The 23,002-nt window shown below is 32.3% G+C and carries 6 protein-coding genes; all 6 read left to right on the top strand.

Annotation, left to right across the window (positions count from 1 at the left end; genetic code table 11):
* The coding region (locus ASF10_RS24410; RefSeq protein WP_206743358.1) for a hypothetical protein at positions 1-215 on the top strand (215 nt) is incomplete at its 5' end.
* The gene (locus tag ASF10_RS08645) at positions 157-1,989 is read left to right on the top strand and encodes a non-ribosomal peptide synthetase (protein ID WP_056247716.1); all 1,833 of its coding nucleotides are present in this window, start codon (positions 157-159) and stop codon (positions 1,987-1,989) included. The genes ASF10_RS24410 and ASF10_RS08645, both read left to right, overlap by 59 nt.
* Before the next feature lie 28 nt (positions 1,990-2,017).
* On the top strand, positions 2,018-3,601 hold the full coding sequence (locus ASF10_RS08640) for an MBL fold metallo-hydrolase (RefSeq protein WP_056247714.1): 1,584 nt from the start codon (positions 2,018-2,020) through the stop codon (positions 3,599-3,601).
* Between the two features lie 19 nt (positions 3,602-3,620).
* Positions 3,621-10,241 carry a non-ribosomal peptide synthetase gene (locus ASF10_RS08635; RefSeq protein WP_056247712.1) on the top strand — a complete coding sequence of 2,207 codons (6,621 nt, stop codon included), beginning with the start codon at positions 3,621-3,623 and terminating at the stop codon, positions 10,239-10,241.
* Complete coding sequence (locus ASF10_RS08630; RefSeq protein WP_056247710.1) at positions 10,238-18,232, top strand: non-ribosomal peptide synthetase; 7,995 nt, start codon at positions 10,238-10,240, stop codon at positions 18,230-18,232. Before ASF10_RS08635 ends, ASF10_RS08630 begins: the two co-directional genes overlap by 4 nt.
* Before the next feature lie 6 nt (positions 18,233-18,238).
* Positions 18,239-22,954: a non-ribosomal peptide synthetase gene (locus ASF10_RS08625; RefSeq protein WP_056247708.1), complete on the top strand. Its 4,716-nt coding sequence runs from the start codon at positions 18,239-18,241 to the stop codon at positions 22,952-22,954.
* Positions 22,955-23,002: the final 48 nt, after the last annotated feature.

The following is a 23,002-nucleotide window of genomic DNA, read 5'->3' as shown; positions in this document are numbered from 1 at the left end:
TAGAAAAAGAGGAACTATTAAACGGCTTCAACAACACGAAAGCTGATTATCCTCAGGATAAAACCRTAATTGATTTATTTGAGCAGCAGGTATTACAAGCACCGGATAATGTTGCCTTAGTATTTGGAGAGACTATATTAACGTATAGGGAGTTAAATGAAAAAGAATCAGTTAGCACGATATTTAAGAGAACGTTACCAAATTCAGGCAGATGATCTGGTTGGTATTAAGCTTGACCGAAGTGAGCTAATGATTGTCAGCATACTTGGAATTCTAAAGTCGGGAGGTGCATATTTACCAATTGATATGAACTATCCTGCAGAAAGAATCGCGTATATCGAACAGGACAGTAATAGTAAAGCCGTACTGGATCAGCAAGAGCTTAGAAAGTTTGATGTGGTTAAAGACAACTATTCAAAAGAAAATCCTGAAAAAGTAAACCAGGCTAATGATTTGGTGTATGTAATTTATACTTCGGGAACTACAGGAAACCCAAAAGGGGTTGCAGAAAGAATCGCGTATATCGAACAGGACAGTAATAGTAAAGCCGTACTGGATCAGCAAGAGCTTAGAAAGTTTGATGCGGTTAAAGACAACTATTCAAAAGAAAATCCTGAAAAAGTAAACCAGGCTAATGATTTGGTGTATGTAATTTATACTTCGGGAACTACAGGAAACCCAAAAGGGGTAATGATCGAGCATAGAAATTTAACTTCGTTTTTTATCAATTTGTATTTAAACTTCAAATTAGAAGAAATACAAAGTATAGCTTGTTCTACAAATATCACTTTTGATATATCTGTATTAGAAATATTAGGAAGTTTATGTCATGGAAAAGAATTAATTCTATTTTCAGATGATGAATTAAAGGATCCTGTTAAATTCATGAAACAAGTTCACAATTCTAATATTCAGGGATTACAAACAACGCCTTCGCGATTATCTCAATTATATCAACTGGACATAAAATTTCCGCAGAGTCTTAAAGTCTTATTGGTTGGAGGAGAGTCTTTGACGAATTCACTTTACAAGCAGTTAAAAGCAGAAACCTTTGAATCTGTAAATGTATACGGACCAACCGAAACAACAATATGGAGCAGTGTATTAGACATCAAAAAAAGTCACGGCCTTAGTATTGGCAGCCCTTTATACAATGAGCAATTTTATATACTGGATAATAATGGTAATCTTTTGCCAAAAGGTGTAACGGGTGAAATCTTTATTGGCGGAGATGGATTAGCGAGAGGCTATTTGAATAATAAAAAATTAACCATTGACAGATTTATTACTAATCCTTTTGAAGCTAATACAAAACTCTACAAAACTGGAGATTATGGAAAATGGCTTTCTGACGGAACTATTCTTTATGAAGGACGAAGAGATGATCAGGTTAAAATAAGAGGAAAAAGAATTGAATTAGGCGAGATATATAATGCGCTGATTGGCCAAAATAATATTAAGGATGCAATTGTAATAGTAGAAGAAGATGCTGTAACAGGAAGTGTAATTGTTGCTTATGTTTTATTAAATCAGGAATTTGATGTTACCGAATTAAGTTCGAAATTAAAGAAAACCTTACCGGGATATATGATCCCGAGTCACTTCGTAATACTGGATAAATTTCCTTTAAACAAAAGCGGAAAAACAGATAAAAAAGCGCTTCCCAATTATACATATAATAGCATACAAAATGAGACTTTATACGTTGCTCCAAATAATGAAATTGAAGAGAGACTAATAGAGATCTGGAAAAAACACCTTAAACAGGAAAAGATAGGAATTAAGCATAATTTCTTTGAAATAGGCGGTAACAGCCTTAATGCTATTGGCCTTATCACAAAAATAAAATCAGAGTTTAATATCGAATTAGATATTATAAATCTTTTCCGTGATGTGAACATTGAAGAATTGGCGGAAGAAATTTCTAATCAAATTTGGCAAAAAGAGAATTCCTCAAACAGTGTTGAAATAGATAGTACAATTATTTAAAACTTAAAAAATAAACAAACAGAAAAATATGTATTTAAAACTTAATGTCGCAATTGAAGCTTTAATAGATCGTTGGTATGCATGGCCTCACTTGGTTTCCCCAGCAACATCTGCCCTTAACGTAATAGAACGTCACCTAAAAATAATGGAATCTTATGTACAGAATCCTAAAATTCACGCTGCAGCTGTTAAAAGACCAGAAATGATAGGAGGACCTTTTATTGATTATAAAGGTGAAAGAAGTGATGAAATTAAAGAATTGTGCGATTTTATCAAAGACAAACGATCTAATATGTTTGAATTTGCGGCGGCAATTAATAACCTTAACAAATTACTTCAGGAAAACGCAGTTGGTTTTTCATTAGAACCTTTATATAACGAAATTCCGGAAATTCTAAAAGGCTTTGTCGAATTGTATTATGATTTGTACAATAACCCAAATTTTAGATTTTACGAGTCACTATTATACAAGAGCGAATTTTATCATGAAAATGCACAATCTATTTCCTTACAAATGATTAGTGCGGACAATGACAGATCTTTTGTTTTAAGTACACCAAGGCTTGATGATGCGCATTTAATTCATCTGGATCTTCCTTTTAAAAACAGCATAATTGACGATTTGTTCAGTATGAAACGAAAGAAAGGAGATTATAATGAAATCAAAGAAAGATTAGCGATAAAAAATACTCAGGAAGAACTTTTTAGAAGTTTTTTTACTGAAGAACCACCTAAAGAATATCAGCGATATCTAGGTAACGGTATCAGAACTCGTTATTTTGGACATGCCTGTGTTTTAGTGGAAACAAATGAAATTTCGATTTTAGTGGATCCCGTTATAAGTTATGATGGATATGAAACAGATGTACCAAGATATACCATAAATGATCTTCCTGAGCAAATTGATTATGTATTGATTACGCACAATCATCAGGATCACGTATTACTTGAAACATTACTGCAGCTTAGACATTGCATCAGTAATATAGTAGTACCATCAAGCGGAAAAGGGAATCTTCAGGATCCTAATTTAAAATTAATGTTTAATAACATTGGTTTTAATAATATAATTGAACTGGATGATATGGAAACCATCGAACTAGAAGGATGTGTTATTACCGGAGTTCCGTTTTTGGGTGAACATTCAGACTTAGATATCAGAAGTAAATTATGTTATCATGTTTCGCTTCATAATAAATTTAAAGTGATTTTAGCGGCAGATTCCTGCAATATTCAGCCAGAACTTTATCAGCGTGTTCACCAATATCTGGGTGATATAGATGTTCTTTTTCTGGGTATGGAATGCGACGGCGCTCCTTTGTCATGGTTATACGGACCACTAATGCCTGAAAAACTTGACAATGATAAAAACCTTTCAAGACGATTATCCGGTTCTAATTATGATCAGGGAAAAAGCCTGATCGAGATATTTAAGCCAAAAAATGTTTTTGTTTACGCAATGGGATTAGAGCCTTGGCTGGAGTTTATTAGTTCAATTAAATATACAGACAAATCCAGACCTATAGTCGAATCAAATAAGCTTGTAAGAGATTGTAATGATAATAAGATAATAGCCGAAAGATTGTTTGGAGAAAAAACAATTGAATATTAGTTTTCTATAAAATAAAATTATGTCAGTGTCTATAAAAAAAATACTTTCGGATCTAAGACTAAAAAAAATAAAGTTAGAACTTGAAAATGAAAATATAAAAATCATTTCTTATAGTGAAGTTATTGCTCCGGAAGTTTTGGAGATAATAAAATCACATAAAAAAAGTCTTGTTGATTATCTAAAATCTATTCAGTCTAACAGGTTAATGCATGAATCTGTTGTTATTCCTACGGCCGAAATTCTTGCGCATTATCCGTTGTCGTCATCTCAAAAAAGTCTGTGGTTTTTGAGTCAAAGAAATCCTGATTCGATTGCCTATAATATGCCTGTAGAAATCGAACTAAAAGGTGCATACGATTTCGATTGTCTTAAAAAATCAATACTGGCATTAGTTTCCCGTCACGAAATTCTTCGTACCATTTTTAAGTTAGACGATTCTAGTGAAGTAAGACAGTGGATATTGCCGGCAGATCAAATAAAATTAGATTTTAATTATATTGATTTCCGTACTGCTGCAGACAAGGAAGTAAAGGCAAAGGCATATATAGCCGAAGACCTTCAAAAACCTTATGATTTTGTAATAGGTCCGCTATTTAGAGGCAGTTTTTTACAATTAGAAGATGACAGAAGTGTGTTTTATATTAATCTGCACCATATTATTACAGATGAATGGTCGATGGAAGTTTTATCTGATGAACTATTTCAATATTATGAATATTTCAAATCAGGCAAAACCCCGGAGCTTGAAGCCTTAAGAATACAGTATAAAGACTATGCTTCCTGGCAGCAAAATGAATTATCAAAAAGCGATAATAAAGAAAGTGAAACCTACTGGTATAACAGATTCTCTGATGATTTGCCTTTGTTTGATTTTCCGAAAAAGAATTTGCGTCCAAAAAATAAAACGTACAATGGTAAAAGAATCATTACCAGAATTCCGGCGGACTTAAATGATCAATTAAAAAAATACGCACAGTCAAACGGCGGAAGTTTATTCATGACAATACTGGCTACACTCAAAGTATTGTTATACAGATATACGGCACAACAGGATATTATTATTGGATCTCCGGTGACTGGTAGAAATTATACTGACTTAGAAAATCAAATTGGATTTTATATAAATGTATTGCCTTTGAGAAATCAAATCAATGCCGGGGATAGTTTTAACGAAGTTTTTGAGAAGATTAAAACATCTACTCTCGAAGCTTTTAAACACCAATTATACCCTTTTGAAAGTCTGTTGGAAAAACTGGATATAAAAAGAGATACTAGCCGAAATCCTGTATTTGATATCTTAATCGATTATCACAATTTTATAAAATCTTCTGATGCAGTGGTTTCCGAAGAAATAAAAATAACAGGAGAAGGACAGGTAAAATACGAAATAGAGTTTCATATTATAAATTTTGAAAATGAATTTGATATCGAAATAAATTTCAACAAAGATATTTATGATGCTGATTTCTTAATTCAATTTTTAAAACACTATAAAAAAATAGTGCCTCAGTTATTAGAAAATCCCGAGTTGAAAATTAGGGATATCGACTTTTTATCTGAAAATGAAAGCTCATCTCTGGTTAATTTTTCTGAAAAAGACAGTATTTCGCAAACAGTAATACAAATGTTTAATGAAGCGGTTGTAGCCAATCCTGACAAAATTGCAATTGTCTGCGAAACGAAATCATATACCTATGCTGAGTTAAATAATTTATCGAACCAATTTGCGAATTGCCTTAAAAAAACACGAAAATTAAAGCCCGGAAATATCGTGGCAATATTGCTGGACAAAAGCGAATGGTCTGTTATTACGATATTGGGCGTTTTAAAAGCAGGTCTCGTTTATATACCAATCGATACAAATTATCCGTCGCCTAGAATATCGGCAATATTAAAGGATTCTAATGCCGGTTTACTGATTACGGATACCAATTACATTTTTGAAGAATATGATTATAAAGGCAGCATGTTTGCCATTGATGTAGAATTTGATCCTGCTGAATATCCTGCTGATTTTTGTAATGATGTGATTTTACCTGCTGATTTGGCGTATGTTATTTACACATCCGGTTCTACAGGAACACCAAAAGGGGTCATGATCACACATTATTCGCTTGCCAATTATCTGCAATGGGGAAAATCATATTATTGCAATAACCCAACCCAAACCTATGATTTTGGGTTATTTACGTCTATTTCGTTTGATCTTACTATAACCAGCTTATTTCTTCCGTTACTGACGGGTAGCACGTTGCATATATTCGATTCAAAAAAGGAAATTACAGCTATTTTAAAAGATTATTTTAATGCTGGAATTTCCTGTATAAAACTTACACCAGCGCATATTGATGTAGTAGATAAACTTGAAATTGAAAAAAGCAAAATTTCGCTGGCAATTGTGGGCGGCGATGCTTTGCAAAAAAGGCATATTGATATTTTAAGAAAACTGAATCCTTCTATGCGTATTATCAATGAATATGGACCAACAGAAGCCACCATTGGATGTATTGTTTATGATGTTGATACTAAAAATGAACAGCCGGTTTTAATTGGTCTTCCTATTGCGAATACAGCGATTTACATTGCAAATAGTGATACTACATTACAGCCTAAAGGAGTTGTGGGTGAAATTTTGATTAGCGGCGCCGGATTATCATCAGGATATTTAAACAATCCTGAATTGACTGCAGTAAAATTTATTGACAATCCATATAAAGAAAATTCTAAAGTATACAAAACTGGCGACCTTGGAAGAATTACCGAAAATGGACAAATAGAATATTTGGGAAGAAATGATAATCAGGTAAAAATAAACGGTTATCGCATAGAATTAGGAGAAATTACTGAAGCTATAATTCGTTTTGGAAAGTTTGAAGCGGCTGAGGTATTATGCAGCGAAAATGAATCGGGAAATAAAACCTTAATTGCCTTTGTGGTCAATAAAGAAGCCTCTAATACAAGCGAACTTAAAGAATATCTGGTAAAGAAACTTCCGTCTTATCTGGTTCCTGAAATATATATTGAAGTAAATGAATTTCCAATTACCATAAACGGCAAAGTAGACACGAAAAAATTACTGCAAAAGGCAGAGAATCAAAAAAGAGTTGCGGAGCATGTGACTTCTAAAAATGAAAACGAAGAAAAACTCGTAGCAATTTGGGAAAGAATCATTGGAATTAAACAGATTAGTACCACAGACAACTTTTTTGCAATTGGAGGAGATTCAATAAAAGCAATTCAGCTTGTGGTTGAAATTAAAAAAGAATTTAACTCAGAATTAAATGTTGCCGATGTTTTTGAGTATCAGACCATAATCGATTTAAGTACTCAAATAGAAAAAAATAAAGGAAAAAATACAACTGAAGAATATCTGAATATTGGTTACGAGAAAATCAACCAGTTTAGGATGGCTGTTGAAAATGATGTTAATTTCAGGATTGATGCGTATCAATATGAAGATATATATCCATTAGCGTCAATTGAAACGGGAATGATTTTTTCTTCTCAAATCAGACCGGAAGAACCTGTTTATTACGACCAGTATATTTATGATCTGGAAATAAATGATGAAAACGAATTTCTTGAAAATATTGAAAAATTAGTACAGAGACATGCTTCGTTAAGAACTAAATACTATACTAAAAGTTTTAATAATTTGGCAAAAATAGTTTTCAAACACGTTTCTGTACCCGTTACTTTTGAAAATATTTTATCTCTGACAGACGATGAAAAAAGAAACAGAATACTTGAATACGGAAAAAATGATTTAGACCTAAGGCTAGAATTTGATGGCGATTTATTGTGGCGCGTTAAAGTATTTCGTGTTTCAAAAAATATCTATACGTTATTTTTTAGTTTTCATCATGCTTTATTAGATGGGTGGAGTACGACAATTTTTAAAACAGAATTATCAAATATTGGTCACAAAGAACTTGCACCGCTAAAGCATAGTTATAAAGATTATTGTGCAATTGCAATTGCCAAAAAAAGCTCTCAAAATGTAATTGATTATTGGAAAAATACCCTTGACGGTTATACACGAAATAAACTTCCTTTTAATTTTAAAGGAAAAAAAGTCAGTGACAAGACAGGAATGTCCAAATTGACCAGACCAATTTCTAAAGAAGTTTTAGCAAATCTTATTCAGGTATCAGAGAAACTAAAAATATCTCCAAAAACAATATGTCTCGCTGCACATCTCTATTTGATGAAAGTTATTTCTGCAGAAACTGATATCATAACAGGTATCGTTACGCATGAAAGACCGGAGATCGAGGACAGTCAAAATATATTAGGCTGTTTTTTAAATACGATCCCGGTACGAATTAATGTATCTGATTTTAAAGATATTAAATCGCTTATCCTTCATGTAAATGATTATTTAAGAACCGTAAAATCTAAGGAAATACATTTAACAGAAATCGCTAATGTAGTGGGAGGTAAATCTTCTTTAGAGAATCCGTTTTTTGATACTCTTATGAATTATACTGACTTTCATGAATTTGAAAATTGGAATGAGCAAAGTAATGTACAAGAAATTAGCAGTGAATTATTTTCTAAGCCAATTGCAAACCACGAGATGACAAATACATTATTTGATCTTGAAGTTGATAAAACGCTCGGTAATCTGTCTGTTTCTATTAAATATGTAAATGCATATTTTCATGAAAATGATTGCTTGAAAGCGGCTGAACTTTATGAAATAATTCTTGAAAAGTTTATAGAAAATCCAGATTTACTGCTTAGCGACCTGAACATCTTAACTGATGCAGATAAACAATTATTAGGCACTTTTAATGATACAATTGTTCCATATGCAAAAGATAAAAAAGTCCATGAATTGTTTGAAGAGCAAGTAGAACAGAACCCTCATTGTGTTGCATTAAAACAAAAAGGGGTAGAACTTACTTACAATGAATTAAATAGTAAAGCAAATCAGTTTGCCAGACATCTTATAGAACAAGGCGTAAAAACGGGAGATCATATTGGAATTATTACTTCGAGAAATTTTGAAATGATTATTGGCTTATTAGGAATACTGAAAGCTGGAGGAGTTTACATACCAATCGATTCTAATTATCCTCTGGACAGAAAAACATACGTGATCGAAAATTCTGCCGTTAGTTTTGTTATAACTGAAAACGAAAAGAATATTGAAGGCATAGAGAATGTAAAAAAAGTGGTTATCTCTAACTACGACTATAAAGCCGATAATCTTAATATCCGTGTTAACAGTACACAGCTGGCGTATACAATTTACACTTCGGGCTCTACAGGAAATCCAAAAGGAGTAAAGATTCCGCATCATGCAGCCGTAAATCTTATTGAGTGGGTAAATTCAGAATTTAATGTACAAACAACAGATAAACTTTTGTTTATAACATCGGTATGTTTTGATTTATCTGTGTATGACATTTTTGGAATGCTTGCTTCCGGAGGTGCCATCGTAATAATGCAGGAAGACGAAATTAAAGATTTTCAAACGTTGAAGAAAGTGATTGCCGAAGAACAAATTACTTTTTGGGATTCTGTACCAACAACAATGAACTATTTAATTAATGAACTGGAATATGAAAACAAGAATTTTATTCAAACACAACTTAAAACGGTTTTTTTAAGTGGTGACTGGATACCAACGCAACTACCAATACAGATTGTGAAATTTTTTCCAAATGCTAAAGTTGTAAGTCTTGGCGGTGCAACAGAAGGAACAGTCTGGTCCAATTATTATCCTATTAAAGAAGTTGATCCTAAATGGAGTTCAATACCTTATGGAAAACCTATTGATAACAACTTTTTTTACATTCTTGACGAAAACCAAAAGCATGTGCCCGTAGGTGTTGCCGGAGAATTATATATAGGCGGCGTAGGGGTTGCAAATGGTTATGCAAATGATGAAATAAAATCTGCCGGTTCATTTTTTAAAGATCCTTTTAATGACAAGTTAGGAGGAATGATGTATAAAACAGGCGATTTAGGACAGTTACTTTCTGATGGTAATATGGAATTTCTTGGCAGAAAAGATTATCAGGTAAAAATAAGAGGATTCAGGGTAGAACTGGGAGAAATAGAAAGTGTAGCATTAAAGAATGATAAAATTAAGGAAGTCATTGTAGATGTTATGAAAGAAGGTTTTACGAATCGCCTGGTTTTTTATGTGGTATTTAATGAAGTGCTGTCACAAGATAAAATTAAAGCCCACCTAAGAAATTATCTGCCTGATTACATGATACCTGAATATTATGTAACGCTCGACAAATTACCACTTAATACAAATGGAAAAATTGATCGTAAACTATTACCAAAGCCAGATTTAATTTTTGATAATCAGAAAATTAAGAAAAGCCCGGAAGGAAAAATCCAAATAAAACTCGAAGCAATTTTAAGTATTATCCTAAACAGGGAATCAATAGCGACAAATGAAAATTTCTTTGAATTAGGAATAGATTCTCTTACCGTTGGATCATTTGTAAACAGGATTAATGGTGATACAGGTTACTCAGTTACTATTAGGGATATTTTTAATAGTCCAACGATTGAATTATTAGCCCAGGAAATTGAAAAAATAAATTTAGTCAGCGTTTCGAACATAAAATTTGATAAAGAATTAAATAAAAAAACAAAAAAAATATCACTATGAATTTAGATTTATATAAAAAACTCAATGATTTAAAAATCCAAATTAACGTTGTAGACGGAAGATTGGATATTGAGGCTCCGGAAGACGTTCTTAGTGATGCATTAATTGAAGAGATTAAAAACAATAAACAAGAATTAATCGAATTTATTGAAACCTACAAACGAGAAGAAAATACTGCTGTAAGTATTCCAAAAGTAAGTGAACAGGAATCGTATGTTTTGTCATCATCGCAAAAAAGACTTTGGATTTTAAGTCAGTTTTCTGATATTAATAATGCGTATACAATTAGTGATTCAGTACAATTTGACGGTTCTATTGATAAAAAACTGCTTCAAAAATCTTTTCTGCAAATTATAAAAAGACATGAGATTTTAAGAACCACATTCAACGAAAATGATTTTGGTGAAATAAGACAATGGATTTTGCCTTTTAAAAATGAAGGTTTTGATATTGGTTATACTGATGCGGCTGAATTTGAAAATAATGAAGTTGAGAGATTGGTGCAAAATGAATTGAATTTACCTTTTGATCTTAAAACTGGACCGCTTATTCGCGTGCATTTATTTAAAACCTCAGATCAAAAAACAATTATTACGCTAATAATGCATCATATTATTAGTGATGGATGGTCGTTAACCATTTTCACAAATGAACTTTTGCAGATTTATAACAATCTTATTTCTAATAAAGAATCTCTTATAGAACCGTTGCGTATTCAATATAAAGACTATTCTGAGTGGGAGCAAAAGCAGCTTGCATCTGATGAGATGAAAAAGAACAGATCTTTTTGGTTAAATAAATTTTCAGATACATTACCAAAGATCGACGTGGCGAGAGATTATCCAAGACCGGCGATAAAAACCTATAACGGAAAAAAGATTACAACCAAGTTTGATACTTCTTTATTAAAACGTTTACAAAACATAGCAATAAAAGAAGATGCTACACTTTTTATAGTGCTTTTATCATCTGTAAATACATTTTTATACCATTATGCAGGCGCGGATGATCAAATAATTGGAACTTCAAAAGCAGGAAGAGATAATATAGATTTAGAAAATCAAATTGGTTTTTATATTAAAAATATTCCTTTACGTACAACACTAAATCCTTCTGAAAGTTTTTTAAAAGTGGTTCAGGAAGTAAAAACTACTGTAATCGATTCTTTTAATCATGATTCATATCCTTATGATAAATTAGTTGAAGAATTGCATTTGGAGCGTGATTTGAGCCATAATCCGTTATTTGATATTTTGGTTGTTCTTCAAAATTTGCCATCAGAATCAGACAAAGAAATTAGCGAATCTGGAGCAGCAATGCAAAATTATGATAAATCAGTTCAAAGTACGAGTCAGTTCGATTTAATATTTGATTTCAACGAAACTCAGGATGGGTTGTATATGTCTGTAACTTACAATACAGATTTGTATAAAGAAAGTACGGTAAAGAGGTTACAGACTCATTTTGAATATTTATTATCACAATTAACAGCGCAGCCGGATCTTGCCATTAATCAGTTTTCATTACTGTCATCAAAAGAAAAACAAATGCTTCTGGATGATTTTAATACTACCCAAATAATTTATGATCTGACAGAAAATGTAATCAGAAAATTTGAAGAACAGGTTAAAAAAACACCACATGGAATAGCTTTAGAGTTTGAAAATAAAACAATCACGTATGATTATCTAAATGAAAAGTCAAATCAATTGGCTAATTATATTGTTAGCAATTATAATTTATCTCAAAATGATAAAGTTGGGATTGTTTTAAACAGATCTGAAAATCTTATTATAGCAATATTGGCTGTAATAAAATCCGGAGCGAGTTATGTTCCTATAGATCCAAATTATCCGGAGGCATATAAAGAATATATGATTGAAAATGCTGAACTAAAAGCATTAATCACCCAGACAGATTACTTTTTTGATTTTTCTTATTTTAAAGAACCTATTTTTAGTATTGATATTCAGATCGATGATTTGGAAGATTCGACTGAAAATCCAAATATTGCTGTAGATAACGAAGATCTTGCTTACTTGATTTATACCTCAGGATCAACAGGAAATCCAAAAGGATGTAAAATATCGCATGGCAATTTGTACAACTATGTAAACTGGGCATCTCATTATTACGGTACGCAAAATGACGAAGCAAATTTTGCATTATTCACATCGCTATCTTTCGATTTAACCGTTACCAGTATTTTTTGCACCTTACTGCATGGAGGGAGATTGAAAATTTACAACGAAAAAGAGACTATTTCAGATATTCTTAAAAATGCATTTTCTTCAGATTCAGTTGTTAATTATTTAAAAATAACGCCAGCGCATGTTACGCTTTTAAAAGAATTGGGAATAACGAATTCAAATGTCAGCAAAATCATTCTGGGAGGAGAAGCTGTAAATGAAGAACACATTACAATTTTAAAATCAATAAATCCCAAAATTAAAATCTACAACGAATACGGACCTACAGAAACAACGGTAGGATGTATTGTGATGGAAGTTTTGAGTAATGAAAAAGTATTGATAGGATCGCCAATCTGGAATACACAAATTTATATCCTGAACGAAAACGGACATTTAAATCCAATAGGAATTTCAGGTGAGATTTTTATAGCCGGTAACAGCGTTGGAAAAGGATATAATAACAACGAAAAAATGAGCAATGAAAGATTTGTCTCAAATCCGTTTATTCCTGGAACCATCATGTATAAAACAGGAGATTATGGCAGATGGGATGAAAACGGCAATATAGAATATCTGGGAAGAAATGACGATCAGGTAAAAATAAGAGGATATAGAATAGAGCTCGAAGAGATTGAAGAAAGTATAAAATCATATGGAAAATTTCCAGCTTTGGTCTTAAATAAAAAGAACAGTCTGGGAAATAATCTGATTGTATTTTTAATCAATAAAGAAAAAGGAAAAGTTAGTGAACTAAAAAATTATCTTTCAAAGAATCTTCCTGCCTATATGGTTCCCGAAATCTATGTAGAGGTAGACCATTTTCCTTTAACCCACAATGGAAAGATTGATAAAAAAGAGTTATTGAAATTTGAAGAAGACCAAAGAAAAAAACAGGAATATTTTGCTCCAACTGAAGAGACAGAGATAAAATTAACCCAACTTTGGGAGAAAGTCTTAGGAAAAGAAAAAATCAGTATAAAAGAAAATTTCTTTGCTATAGGTGGGCATAGTCTTAATGCTACTCAGCTTGTAGCCTTAATACATAAAGAGTTTGATGTAGTTATTGGTATTGAAGATATTTTTTCGAATGCAGTTCTTGAAGATCAGGCCAAATTGATAAAAACAAAAGAAAAGAATGCATTTTCTAAAATTGAGCAATTAGAAGACAGGCTTTATTATCCATTGTCATCAAGCCAAAAGAGACTTTATTTTTTACAGCAATTTGATACCGCAAGTACGGCTTATAACGTATCTGTAATACGTTTTTTAGATGAGAAAACATCTGTTGAAAAAATGGAGGCAATCCTTAGAAAAGTGATACAAAGACATCAAAGTCTGCGAACTTCATTTGAAGAAGTGAACGGAACAATTATGCAAAAAATACATCTAAATGTAGATTTTAAGCTAGATTATTATGTTGCCGAAAAAGAAAATCTAGATCAGTTAATTCAGGATTATATACAGCCATTTGATCTTTCAGGAGATTCTTTAATGCGTTCTGCTATTTTCAAATTAGACACTGGAGGATATGCATGGATTGTCGATATGCATCATATTATTTCAGACGGAAGTTCTCAGGAAATATTAAACAGTGACTTTATAAAACTATTTAATAACGATAACTTACCGGAATTAAAACTGCAGTATCGTGATTTTTCTGAATGGCAGAATAATCTTTTTTCTACTGGTAAACTAGACAAACAAAAGCAATATTGGAAAACAGAATTTTCAAATTCTATACCGCGATTAAATTTGCCAACAGATTATTCACGACCGCCAGTTTTTAGTTTTGAAGGAGCAAATCATATTTTTACTATTGATGAATATACGACCTTAAAAGTAAGAGAATTCAGTAACAATAATGGAGCGAGTCTTCAAATGACATTAATGACTTTGCTGTTTGTGCTGCTTCATAAGTATTCTGATCAGGAAGATATTTTAATCGGCTGTGGTATTAATGGGCGCCGACATGCAGATTTGGAGTCAATTGTTGGAATGTTTGTAAATACAATTGTGATCAGGAGTTTTCCAAATGCAGATAAAACGTTTATTGACTTTTATAAAGAGGTAATTACCAAGTGTATAAATGCTTACGAAAATCAGGATCTTCAATTTGAGGATATGGTTAATATGCTGAATGTGGAAAGAGAACCATCCAGAAATCCACTTTTTGATGTATCAATGGTTGTTCAAAATTACAATAAGATTGAAATTGAGAAAGAGGAAATTCAGAAAATTGACAGTTCCCTTATGCCCAGATTATCAAAAAAGCATACAACAAGTAAGTTTGATCTAACATGGTTTGTATACGAATTTGAAAAAGAGATAGAAATTGAAATCGAATATTATACCGGCATATTTAAACCGGAATCTGTAGCTCGTTTTGCAGAACATTTTCAAAATATTCTTAAAAAAGTTGTCGATAATCCGAATCTGCATTTATCTGAAATCGATTTGATTTCGAAGTCTGATAAAGATTTAATTTTATCAAAATTTGTAAATGGCGAAACAAAATCATTTGCTTTTGAAGTAGAAACATTTCACGGTTTATTTGAAAAAAATGCAGCAATTATGGGCGATAATGTTGCAATCGAAGATAATTTCGGGTCATTGTCGTATAAGGAAGTAGATCTGAAATCAAATCAGATTGCTCATTTCCTTAAAAATAAATTAAACATAAAACCGGAAACAAGAGTAGGATTATTAAAATCAAGAAAAAAGGAAATCGCAATTGATATACTCGGTATCATGAAAGCCGGTGGCGCATATGTGCCTTTGGATGTAAACACTCCTGAAGAGAGATTAGTTTATATGCTTGAGAATTCGAACGCCGAAGTACTTTTTGTCGAGAAAGAACTGATCGAATTAGCTAATAAACTGCAATGGAGAGTTGTAAACCTAAAAGATATCGTGTGTTGGGATTCTGAAAATATTTATGAAGAATTTGGACGTATTGAAAACCAATACTCAGACAAAGAACTTTGGGAACATGTAGGAGAAACAGCTACAGATGAAATTACTGCCGGTGGATGGATGAGCAGTTATACAGGCGAATATTTGTCTAAAGAGGAAATGGATGAATATAGCCAGAATATTTTTCTAAAACTGGAAGATAAACTGCATAAAGATATGCGAGTACTTGAAATAGGCTGTTCGTCTGGATTGAGTATGTTTCCTATTGCTAAAAAAGTGAAACATTATGTAGGTACCGATATTTCTGAAAGTATTCTTAAGTTAACACAAAACAGGGTTGATCAGGAAGGCATACAAAACATAAGTTTATTTTGTCTTGCAGCAAATGAAATTGATGAACTGGATTATGCAGATTTTGATCTTGTAATTATAAATAGTGTTATTCAGAGTTTTAACGGTCATAATTATCTTAGAAATGTACTTAAACAGGTTATTTCGAAAGTAAAACCTCAGGCATTAATTTTTCTTGGAGATTTGATGGACGAAGACAAACGTCAGGACCTGATTTTGGATATGCAGCAATTTGATAAAAATAATACAAATGAAAATTACAGAACAAAACTAGAATGGTCTGATGAATTGTTTGTAGACAGGAAATTTTTATCTGATTTGATTTTCGAAAAAACACATATTAAATCAGTTTCTTTTAGCGAAAAAATATTCTCGATAGAAAATGAATTAACAAAATTCAGATATGATGCTTTTCTAACCATTGACAAAACATTTGCAGGTAATGATGAGGTGAAAAATAAGTATCAATATGATTTTAATGATGTAAGCAAATACGAAACCACATCTTTACAGACCAATGTTACGTCAGATAATCTGGCTTATATTATTTATACTTCGGGCTCTACAGGAAGACCAAAAGGAGTAATGATTGAACATCGTTCCTTATTGGATTTAGCGATTTGGCAAAAGGATTATTTTGAGCTTGACGGATATAAAACAGTTGCTCAAATTACTTCATTGAGTTTTGATGTTTGTGTAGGCGAACTTGTTATGGCATTGGGTAATCGCTGCAAATCGGTTATTATAAATACAGACGATTTGATGGATTTGGTCCATATAATAAACCAAAAGAACATTGATGTTGTTTTAACGGTTCCGTCAGTATTACAGCAGCTTGATCCAACGGGATTAAAAAGATATGCCAAGATCGTAACAGGTGGTGAAAAATGTCATGCAGAACTTTATGATAAATGGATTAAACACTGTTTTCTTATCAATGGTTACGGACCAACAGAATACACTGTTTTTGCACACGCCTGGAATGGAAATATTGATAAAAACATTGTGCCAATTGGAAAACCAAGACACAATTTGAAGAGCTACATATTAGATGATAATTTAAATTGCTCGCCAATTGGTGTGCCTGGAGAAATATATTTAAGCGGTCCCGGAATCAGCAGAGGATATATGAATGACCCTAAGAGAACTTTTGAATCCTTTGTTCCAAACAAGATTTATTTAGAAAATCTTTTTAAAGATAAAGGTGAAATTTTTAATGGTGTTTCTGGAGAAGCTGCAGTAGATAAAAATAATATTTCGTTAGATACATTTTCTGTGTTGCTTCAAAAAGAGCTTTTAAATACGGATATAGCTTTAGACTTTGGCTGTGGAAGCGAAGAATTGGTGAAAAGTATTTTTGATAAAGGAGTAGAAAATATTACAGGCTTAGCTATTAATGCGATGCAAATAAACAATCTTAAGGATAGAGGAATCAAAAGCAATTTACAAGTTTTAGACTTGCCAAAAGACACTTTTTTTAGTACAGGCATTGTAGAAATGGAGTCAGCAGATTTTGTAAACAGTATCCTGACACTGGATCAAGTCGAAAATCCTAAAAACCTTTTAGAAAATATGGCACTTAGCCTAAAAGCAGGAGGCAGGTTTATTTTAGGAACTTTATTACCACTTGCCGAAACAAATACAGGTATAAAATTAGAAAACAAAATTTGCCCTGGAATTTCAGAAAATGATGATAAATATTATATCATCGAATTGATGACGCAATATAACTTATATGAAATAGAGCATTATAGAGTAAATACAAAGGTTCATGGTAAAAACGGTATTGAAGAATTTAAGCTTCATTTTTTCTGTGGAGTTAAGAAAAGTGATACCGGCACGAAAGATTATTATTCAAAAATGTACAAAACCGGAGACATTGCAAAGTGGCTTTTAAACGGTAACATTGATTTTTTAGGACGTCGTGACGAGCAAATTAAACTAAGAGGGTACAGAGTTGAGTTAGGCGAAATAGAAAAAGTTTTACTTACGCATCAATCAATTTCTGAGACAGTTGTGATGGATCGCCGTGATGAATTTAACGAGGTCGAATTGATTGCTTATATCGTAAGCAGTAAAAAAAGTATAGATACTGATGTCAGGGCCTTCTTAAATAAAACTCTCCCATTATATATGGTGCCGTCCCAGTTTATCTTTCTGGATGAATTTCCTCTAAATGCGAGCGGTAAAATAGATAAACCTTTTTTATCTAAATTATTTGCAGTCGGCAATATTTCAATAGAATATGTTGCACCAACAAATGAAATAGAGCAAAAATTAGCTTCTATTTATTCTGAATTGTTAGGAAAAGAAAGGATAGGTATTCAGGATAACTTTTTTGAACTGGGCGGACATAGCTTAAAAGCAACGCGGTTGGTAAGTTATATAGCCCAGGAATTTGGTATAAAAATAAAAATCCAGGATATTTTTATACATCCCACAATCGAGAAAATCGGTAAGGTTATAAAAGCACATATCTGGCTTAAAGATTCAGAAAAAGTAGTACTTAAAAACAATATAATTGAAGTTAATTAAAAAGTTATGATTGATCTAATAAATAAACTAGCAGATAATAAAATTCACCTTTTTATTGAATCAGGATTGCTTAAAATCAGTACTGAAGAAAAAGAAGTTAATCCGGCAATCTTTGAAGAGATTCGCAGTAATAAAGAAGCATTGATACTTTATTTGTCTGATCAGGATACCACAAAAAACGGTATACCGGTTGCAAATGAGCAAAAACATTATCCATTGTCATCTTCTCAATACAGAATTTGGGTTTTAAGCCAATTCCAAGAAGGAAGTATCGCATATAATATGTCTGGCTTAAATACAATTGAAGGAGATTTTGATGAAAATATTTTTCAGGAAACCTTTCAGGAATTAATAGAAAGACATGAGATTTTAAGAGCTTCAATTAAGACAAATGCTGATGGAGAAGTGTATCAATCCATTAAAAGCAGTTATGATTTTAGTCCAAACCTGACTTACAAAGATTACAGAGACAAATCAACTGCAGCAATACAGGAAATTGTAAAAGCATCATTTGTTGCACCATTTGATTTTGAAAAGGATGATTTGATCAGGATTTCTATTTTTAGGACAGAGGATAATAAAAGGTTATTGATAATCTCTATTCACCATATTATATGCGATGGCTGGTCTATGGGAATATTAGTAAGGGAGTTTATGACCATTTACCAAAGCAAAATTGATGGAAGTTCTTATGCACTTCCAAAACTGGCTATCCAATATAAAGATTACGCCGTATGGCAGCAAAATAATTTAAACTCTGACGAACAGAATAAACAGGAAAAATACTGGTTGTCTGTTTTTGAGGGTGAAATTCCTGTTTTGGATTTTCCAACAGACAGAAACAGACCATTTTTGAAAACGTATAATGGTAAGAAAATCAGAAGAACATTTGATGAGAAAATTTATAAAAAATTCAATTCTCTTTGTTTACAGCAAGAAGGCACGGTATTCATTGGTTTATTAACCGTTTTAAATACATTATTATACCGATATACTAAACAAACCGATATAATTGTTGGTACGCCCGTTGCCGGAAGAGACTCTGTAGATCTCGAAAATCAGATTGGCTGTTATATCAATACCCTTGCTTTAAGAAATGTGTTTGAGGAATCGCTGAGTTTTCAGGAACTTTTTGGTCAGATTAAGCAAAGTACATTAGCCTCTTTTGAAAATCAAACCTATCCTTTTGATTCGCTTGTTAAAAAATTAAACCTAAAACACGATACCAGCAGATCTGTATTGTTTGATGTTATGCTTGTTTTGCAAAACACTGATAAAGAAAATTCAGCAGTTGAAAATTCAGGGAATAATGCTCAGGGAAATTTTGAAATTGAAGAAAAAGTGTTGAGTAAATTTGACATGACATTCAATTTTGAAGAAATAGATTCATCTTTAGATGTTGCTGTCGAATACAATACGGATATTTTTGATGAGGTTAGTATTCATAGAGTTTTAGACCATTTTGAAAGCATTATGAATGTAGTTTCTCAAAGTCCGGAAAACCCTGTTAGCGAAATCGATTATCTGAGCCCTTCAGAAAAAGAGCAGTTGATGTCGATCTTTGATAATTCAAATGTTAGTTATCCGTCAGAGCTTACGATCATTGATATTTTTGAAGAGCAGGCATCTAAATATCCGGATAATATTGCTGTTGTTTTTGGCAATGAAACGCTCACCTATAAAGAACTAAATGAAGCCTCCAACCAGCTTGGAGCTTATTTGAGAGAGCAGTACCAAACTGCTGCCGATGATTTGATATGCATTAATATGCGCCCAAGCTTAAGAATAGTAATCAGCATTCTTGGAATCTTAAAATCGGGCGCAGGATATGTACCCATCAATGCTGATTTCCCTACTGAGAGAGTCAATTATATTATAAAAGATACAGGATCAAAAGTTGTACTTGATGAGAATGAATTTGAAAAATTCACTTCGGTTCAGGATATTTATTCAAAAGCAAACACCAAAAAAATCAATACACCTGATGATATTGCCTATGTAATCTATACTTCGGGAACTACAGGATATCCAAAAGGGGTAATAATAGAACATAAAAATGTAACACGATTACTTCTCAACGACGAGGATTTATTTGATTTTTCATGTGGTGATGTCTGGACAATGTTCCATTCTTACAGCTTTGATTTTTCGGTTTGGGAAATGTACGGCGCCCTTTTCTTTGGAGGAAAACTAATTGTGATTCCAACAGAAATCGCCAAAAACCCGAAACTGTTTATGGATTTATTGATCGAAGAAAAAGTAACGATACTAAACCAGACGCCTTCGGCATTTTACAATTTAATTGGTCAGAAATTCGAAAGTTCTCATAAAGATTTATCGCTTCGTTATGTAATTTTTGGAGGAGAAGCACTGACACCAATGAAATTAAAGGACTGGAAATCACGTTATCCGCAAACCAGACTCATCAACATGTACGGTATTACTGAGACTACTGTATTTGTAACCTACAAAGAGATTCTTGATATTGATATAGAGCTTAATATCAGTAATATTGGTACAACCATACCTACGCTTTCGGGCTATGTTTTAGACCAAAACCAGCAGCTTGTTCCCATAGGACTCATTGGAGAGCTTTATGTTGGCGGTTTAGGAGTAGGAAGAGGTTATCTCAACAAAGAAGAGCTGACCAAACAAAAATTTATTGAAAGCCCGTTTGTCAAAGGAGAAAGACTGTACAAATCCGGGGACTTTGTTCGTATTTTAGCCAATGGCGAGATGCAATATGAGGGAAGAATCGATGAACAGGTAAAAATCAGGGGATATCGTATTGAATTGAGCGAAATCGAAAGTGTTATTTTAAACCTTCCTAAAGTCAAAGAAGTAGCTCTTTTGGTTAAAGAAGATGCATCGCAACAAAAAAGCATCTTTGCTTATGTAATCACGCGAAGCAGCGTCACGGTAGCATATTTTAGAAATGCACTAAAAAACATCCTCCCGGAATACATGATCCCGTCTTCATTTATTGAGCTGAAAACCATGCCTTTGACGATAAATGGAAAAATTGACAAAAAAGCGCTCTACAGTTTAGGTACCAATACGACTAATACTGGTGTAGAATACACTGCGCCAACCAATGAAATAGAAGAAAAACTGGTTTTAATATGGGAAAAAGTGTTAGAAAAGCAGGAAATAGGTATAAAAGATAATTTTTTTCATTTAGGAGGAGATTCGATTAAATCTATTCAAATAGCATCCAGATTAATACAAGAAGGATATTCGATAAATATTCAGGATATCATGAAATATCCAACAATAGATACATTGTCTAAATGTGTTGTAAAACATACTGTTTCTGTAAATCAGGATCAAATTGAGCAGGAAATTAACCTAAGTCCGATACAATCCTGGTTTTTTGAAAATAATATTTCAGAATACAGTCACTTTAATCAATCTATTATATTAAAAAGTAATGCTCCGGTTTCTGAACAGGCTGTAAGAGCAACCCTTCAAATGATTGTTCGTCACCATGATGCATTAAGAATAGTTTTTAAAAAAATTGATGAAGACTGGCTGCAAGAAAATAAAGGCGATGAGAGCCATTACTTTTTTGAAAGCAAAACTATTAATAACGAAGAATATGATGCGTATTGTGATGAATTTCAATCAACGATAAATTTAGAAAAAGGACCATTATTTAAAGTAGCCCTGCTTCGAAAAGACGAATCAGATTATTTGTTATTTGCATGTCATCACCTGGTTGTTGACGGTGTATCGTGGAGAATAATTTTAGAAGATTTTTCGACTTTGTATAATCAGTATCTGAACAATATCGAATTAAAATTACCACTAAAAACAAACTCTTACGCAGAATGGGTTGATGATCTGCTGCAGTTTTCTAATAGTTCAGTCATTGAAAAACAAGAAAATTATTGGCTGGATATTAAATCAAAAGGAGATTTTGCACAAAAACTGCCTTTAGATAAAGAAACAAAAATAAGCAGGTTTGAAGATACTGAAGTTTGCTCTGTTCAGCTGAACGCTGATATGACTGATTTACTTATAACTAAATGTAATACGGTATATAATACGTCTATAGATGATGTTTTAATTACGGCATTAAGTTTTGCTTTAAATGATGTTTTTAATATCACAAAAACCACATTAAATCTTGAAGGACACGGAAGAGAGCCTGTACATAATAACATTGATATTACCAGAACGGTAGGATGGTTTACTACGTTATATCCCACATATATTGCTCTAAAACATCCTGAAAATAATATAAACCAATTAATTGAAGTAAAAGAAACTTTGCACAGAATACCTAATAAAGGCGTTGGATTTGGAATATTGAAGTACGTCCTGAAAAGTATAAAAATGGATTCTCCACAAATAACTTATAACTATTTAGGCACTTTTGGAAATGAAATTAATGATCAAAAAGGAGAAAATAACTTTGAATATTCTAATCAATATAAAGGACAAATTGTGTCTCCAAATATGATAAGACATTCATTACTTGATGTATCCGGATTGATTGCAAACGGAAAACTAACGATTGATATCGGGTATGATAAAAACCAGTTTTTTGAAGAAACAATCGAAAAATTGATTACCAGTTATAAAAAGCACTTGGAAAAGTTAGTTTTAGATCTTTCGTCTAATCAAGAAAAGGAATTAACGCCGGTAGATCTTACCTATAATAAATTGAGTATGGAGCAATTAAAAAAATTACAAGAATCATTATTTAATAATAACTGATTGAAACTCTATATAAATCATAAATAAAATAAAAATAAAAAGCAGAAT

This window comes from Flavobacterium sp. Leaf82, from assembly GCF_001422725.1.
Classification (GTDB): Bacteria; Bacteroidota; Bacteroidia; order Flavobacteriales; family Flavobacteriaceae; genus Flavobacterium.
This window is presented reverse-complemented; position numbering and strand designations above follow the sequence as displayed.

Bases quoted from the DNA above. Each gene is read 5' to 3' on its own strand.
- ASF10_RS08625 (WP_056247708.1), top strand. From the start codon at position 18,239: ATGATTGATCTAATAAATAAACTAGCAGATAATAAAATTCACCTTTTT.
- ASF10_RS08645 (WP_056247716.1), top strand. From the start codon at position 157: ATGAAAAAGAATCAGTTAGCACGATATTTAAGAGAACGTTACCAAATT.
- ASF10_RS08640 (WP_056247714.1), top strand. From the start codon at position 2,018: ATGTATTTAAAACTTAATGTCGCAATTGAAGCTTTAATAGATCGTTGG.
- ASF10_RS08630 (WP_056247710.1), top strand. From the start codon at position 10,238: ATGAATTTAGATTTATATAAAAAACTCAATGATTTAAAAATCCAAATT.
- ASF10_RS08635 (WP_056247712.1), top strand. From the start codon at position 3,621: ATGTCAGTGTCTATAAAAAAAATACTTTCGGATCTAAGACTAAAAAAA.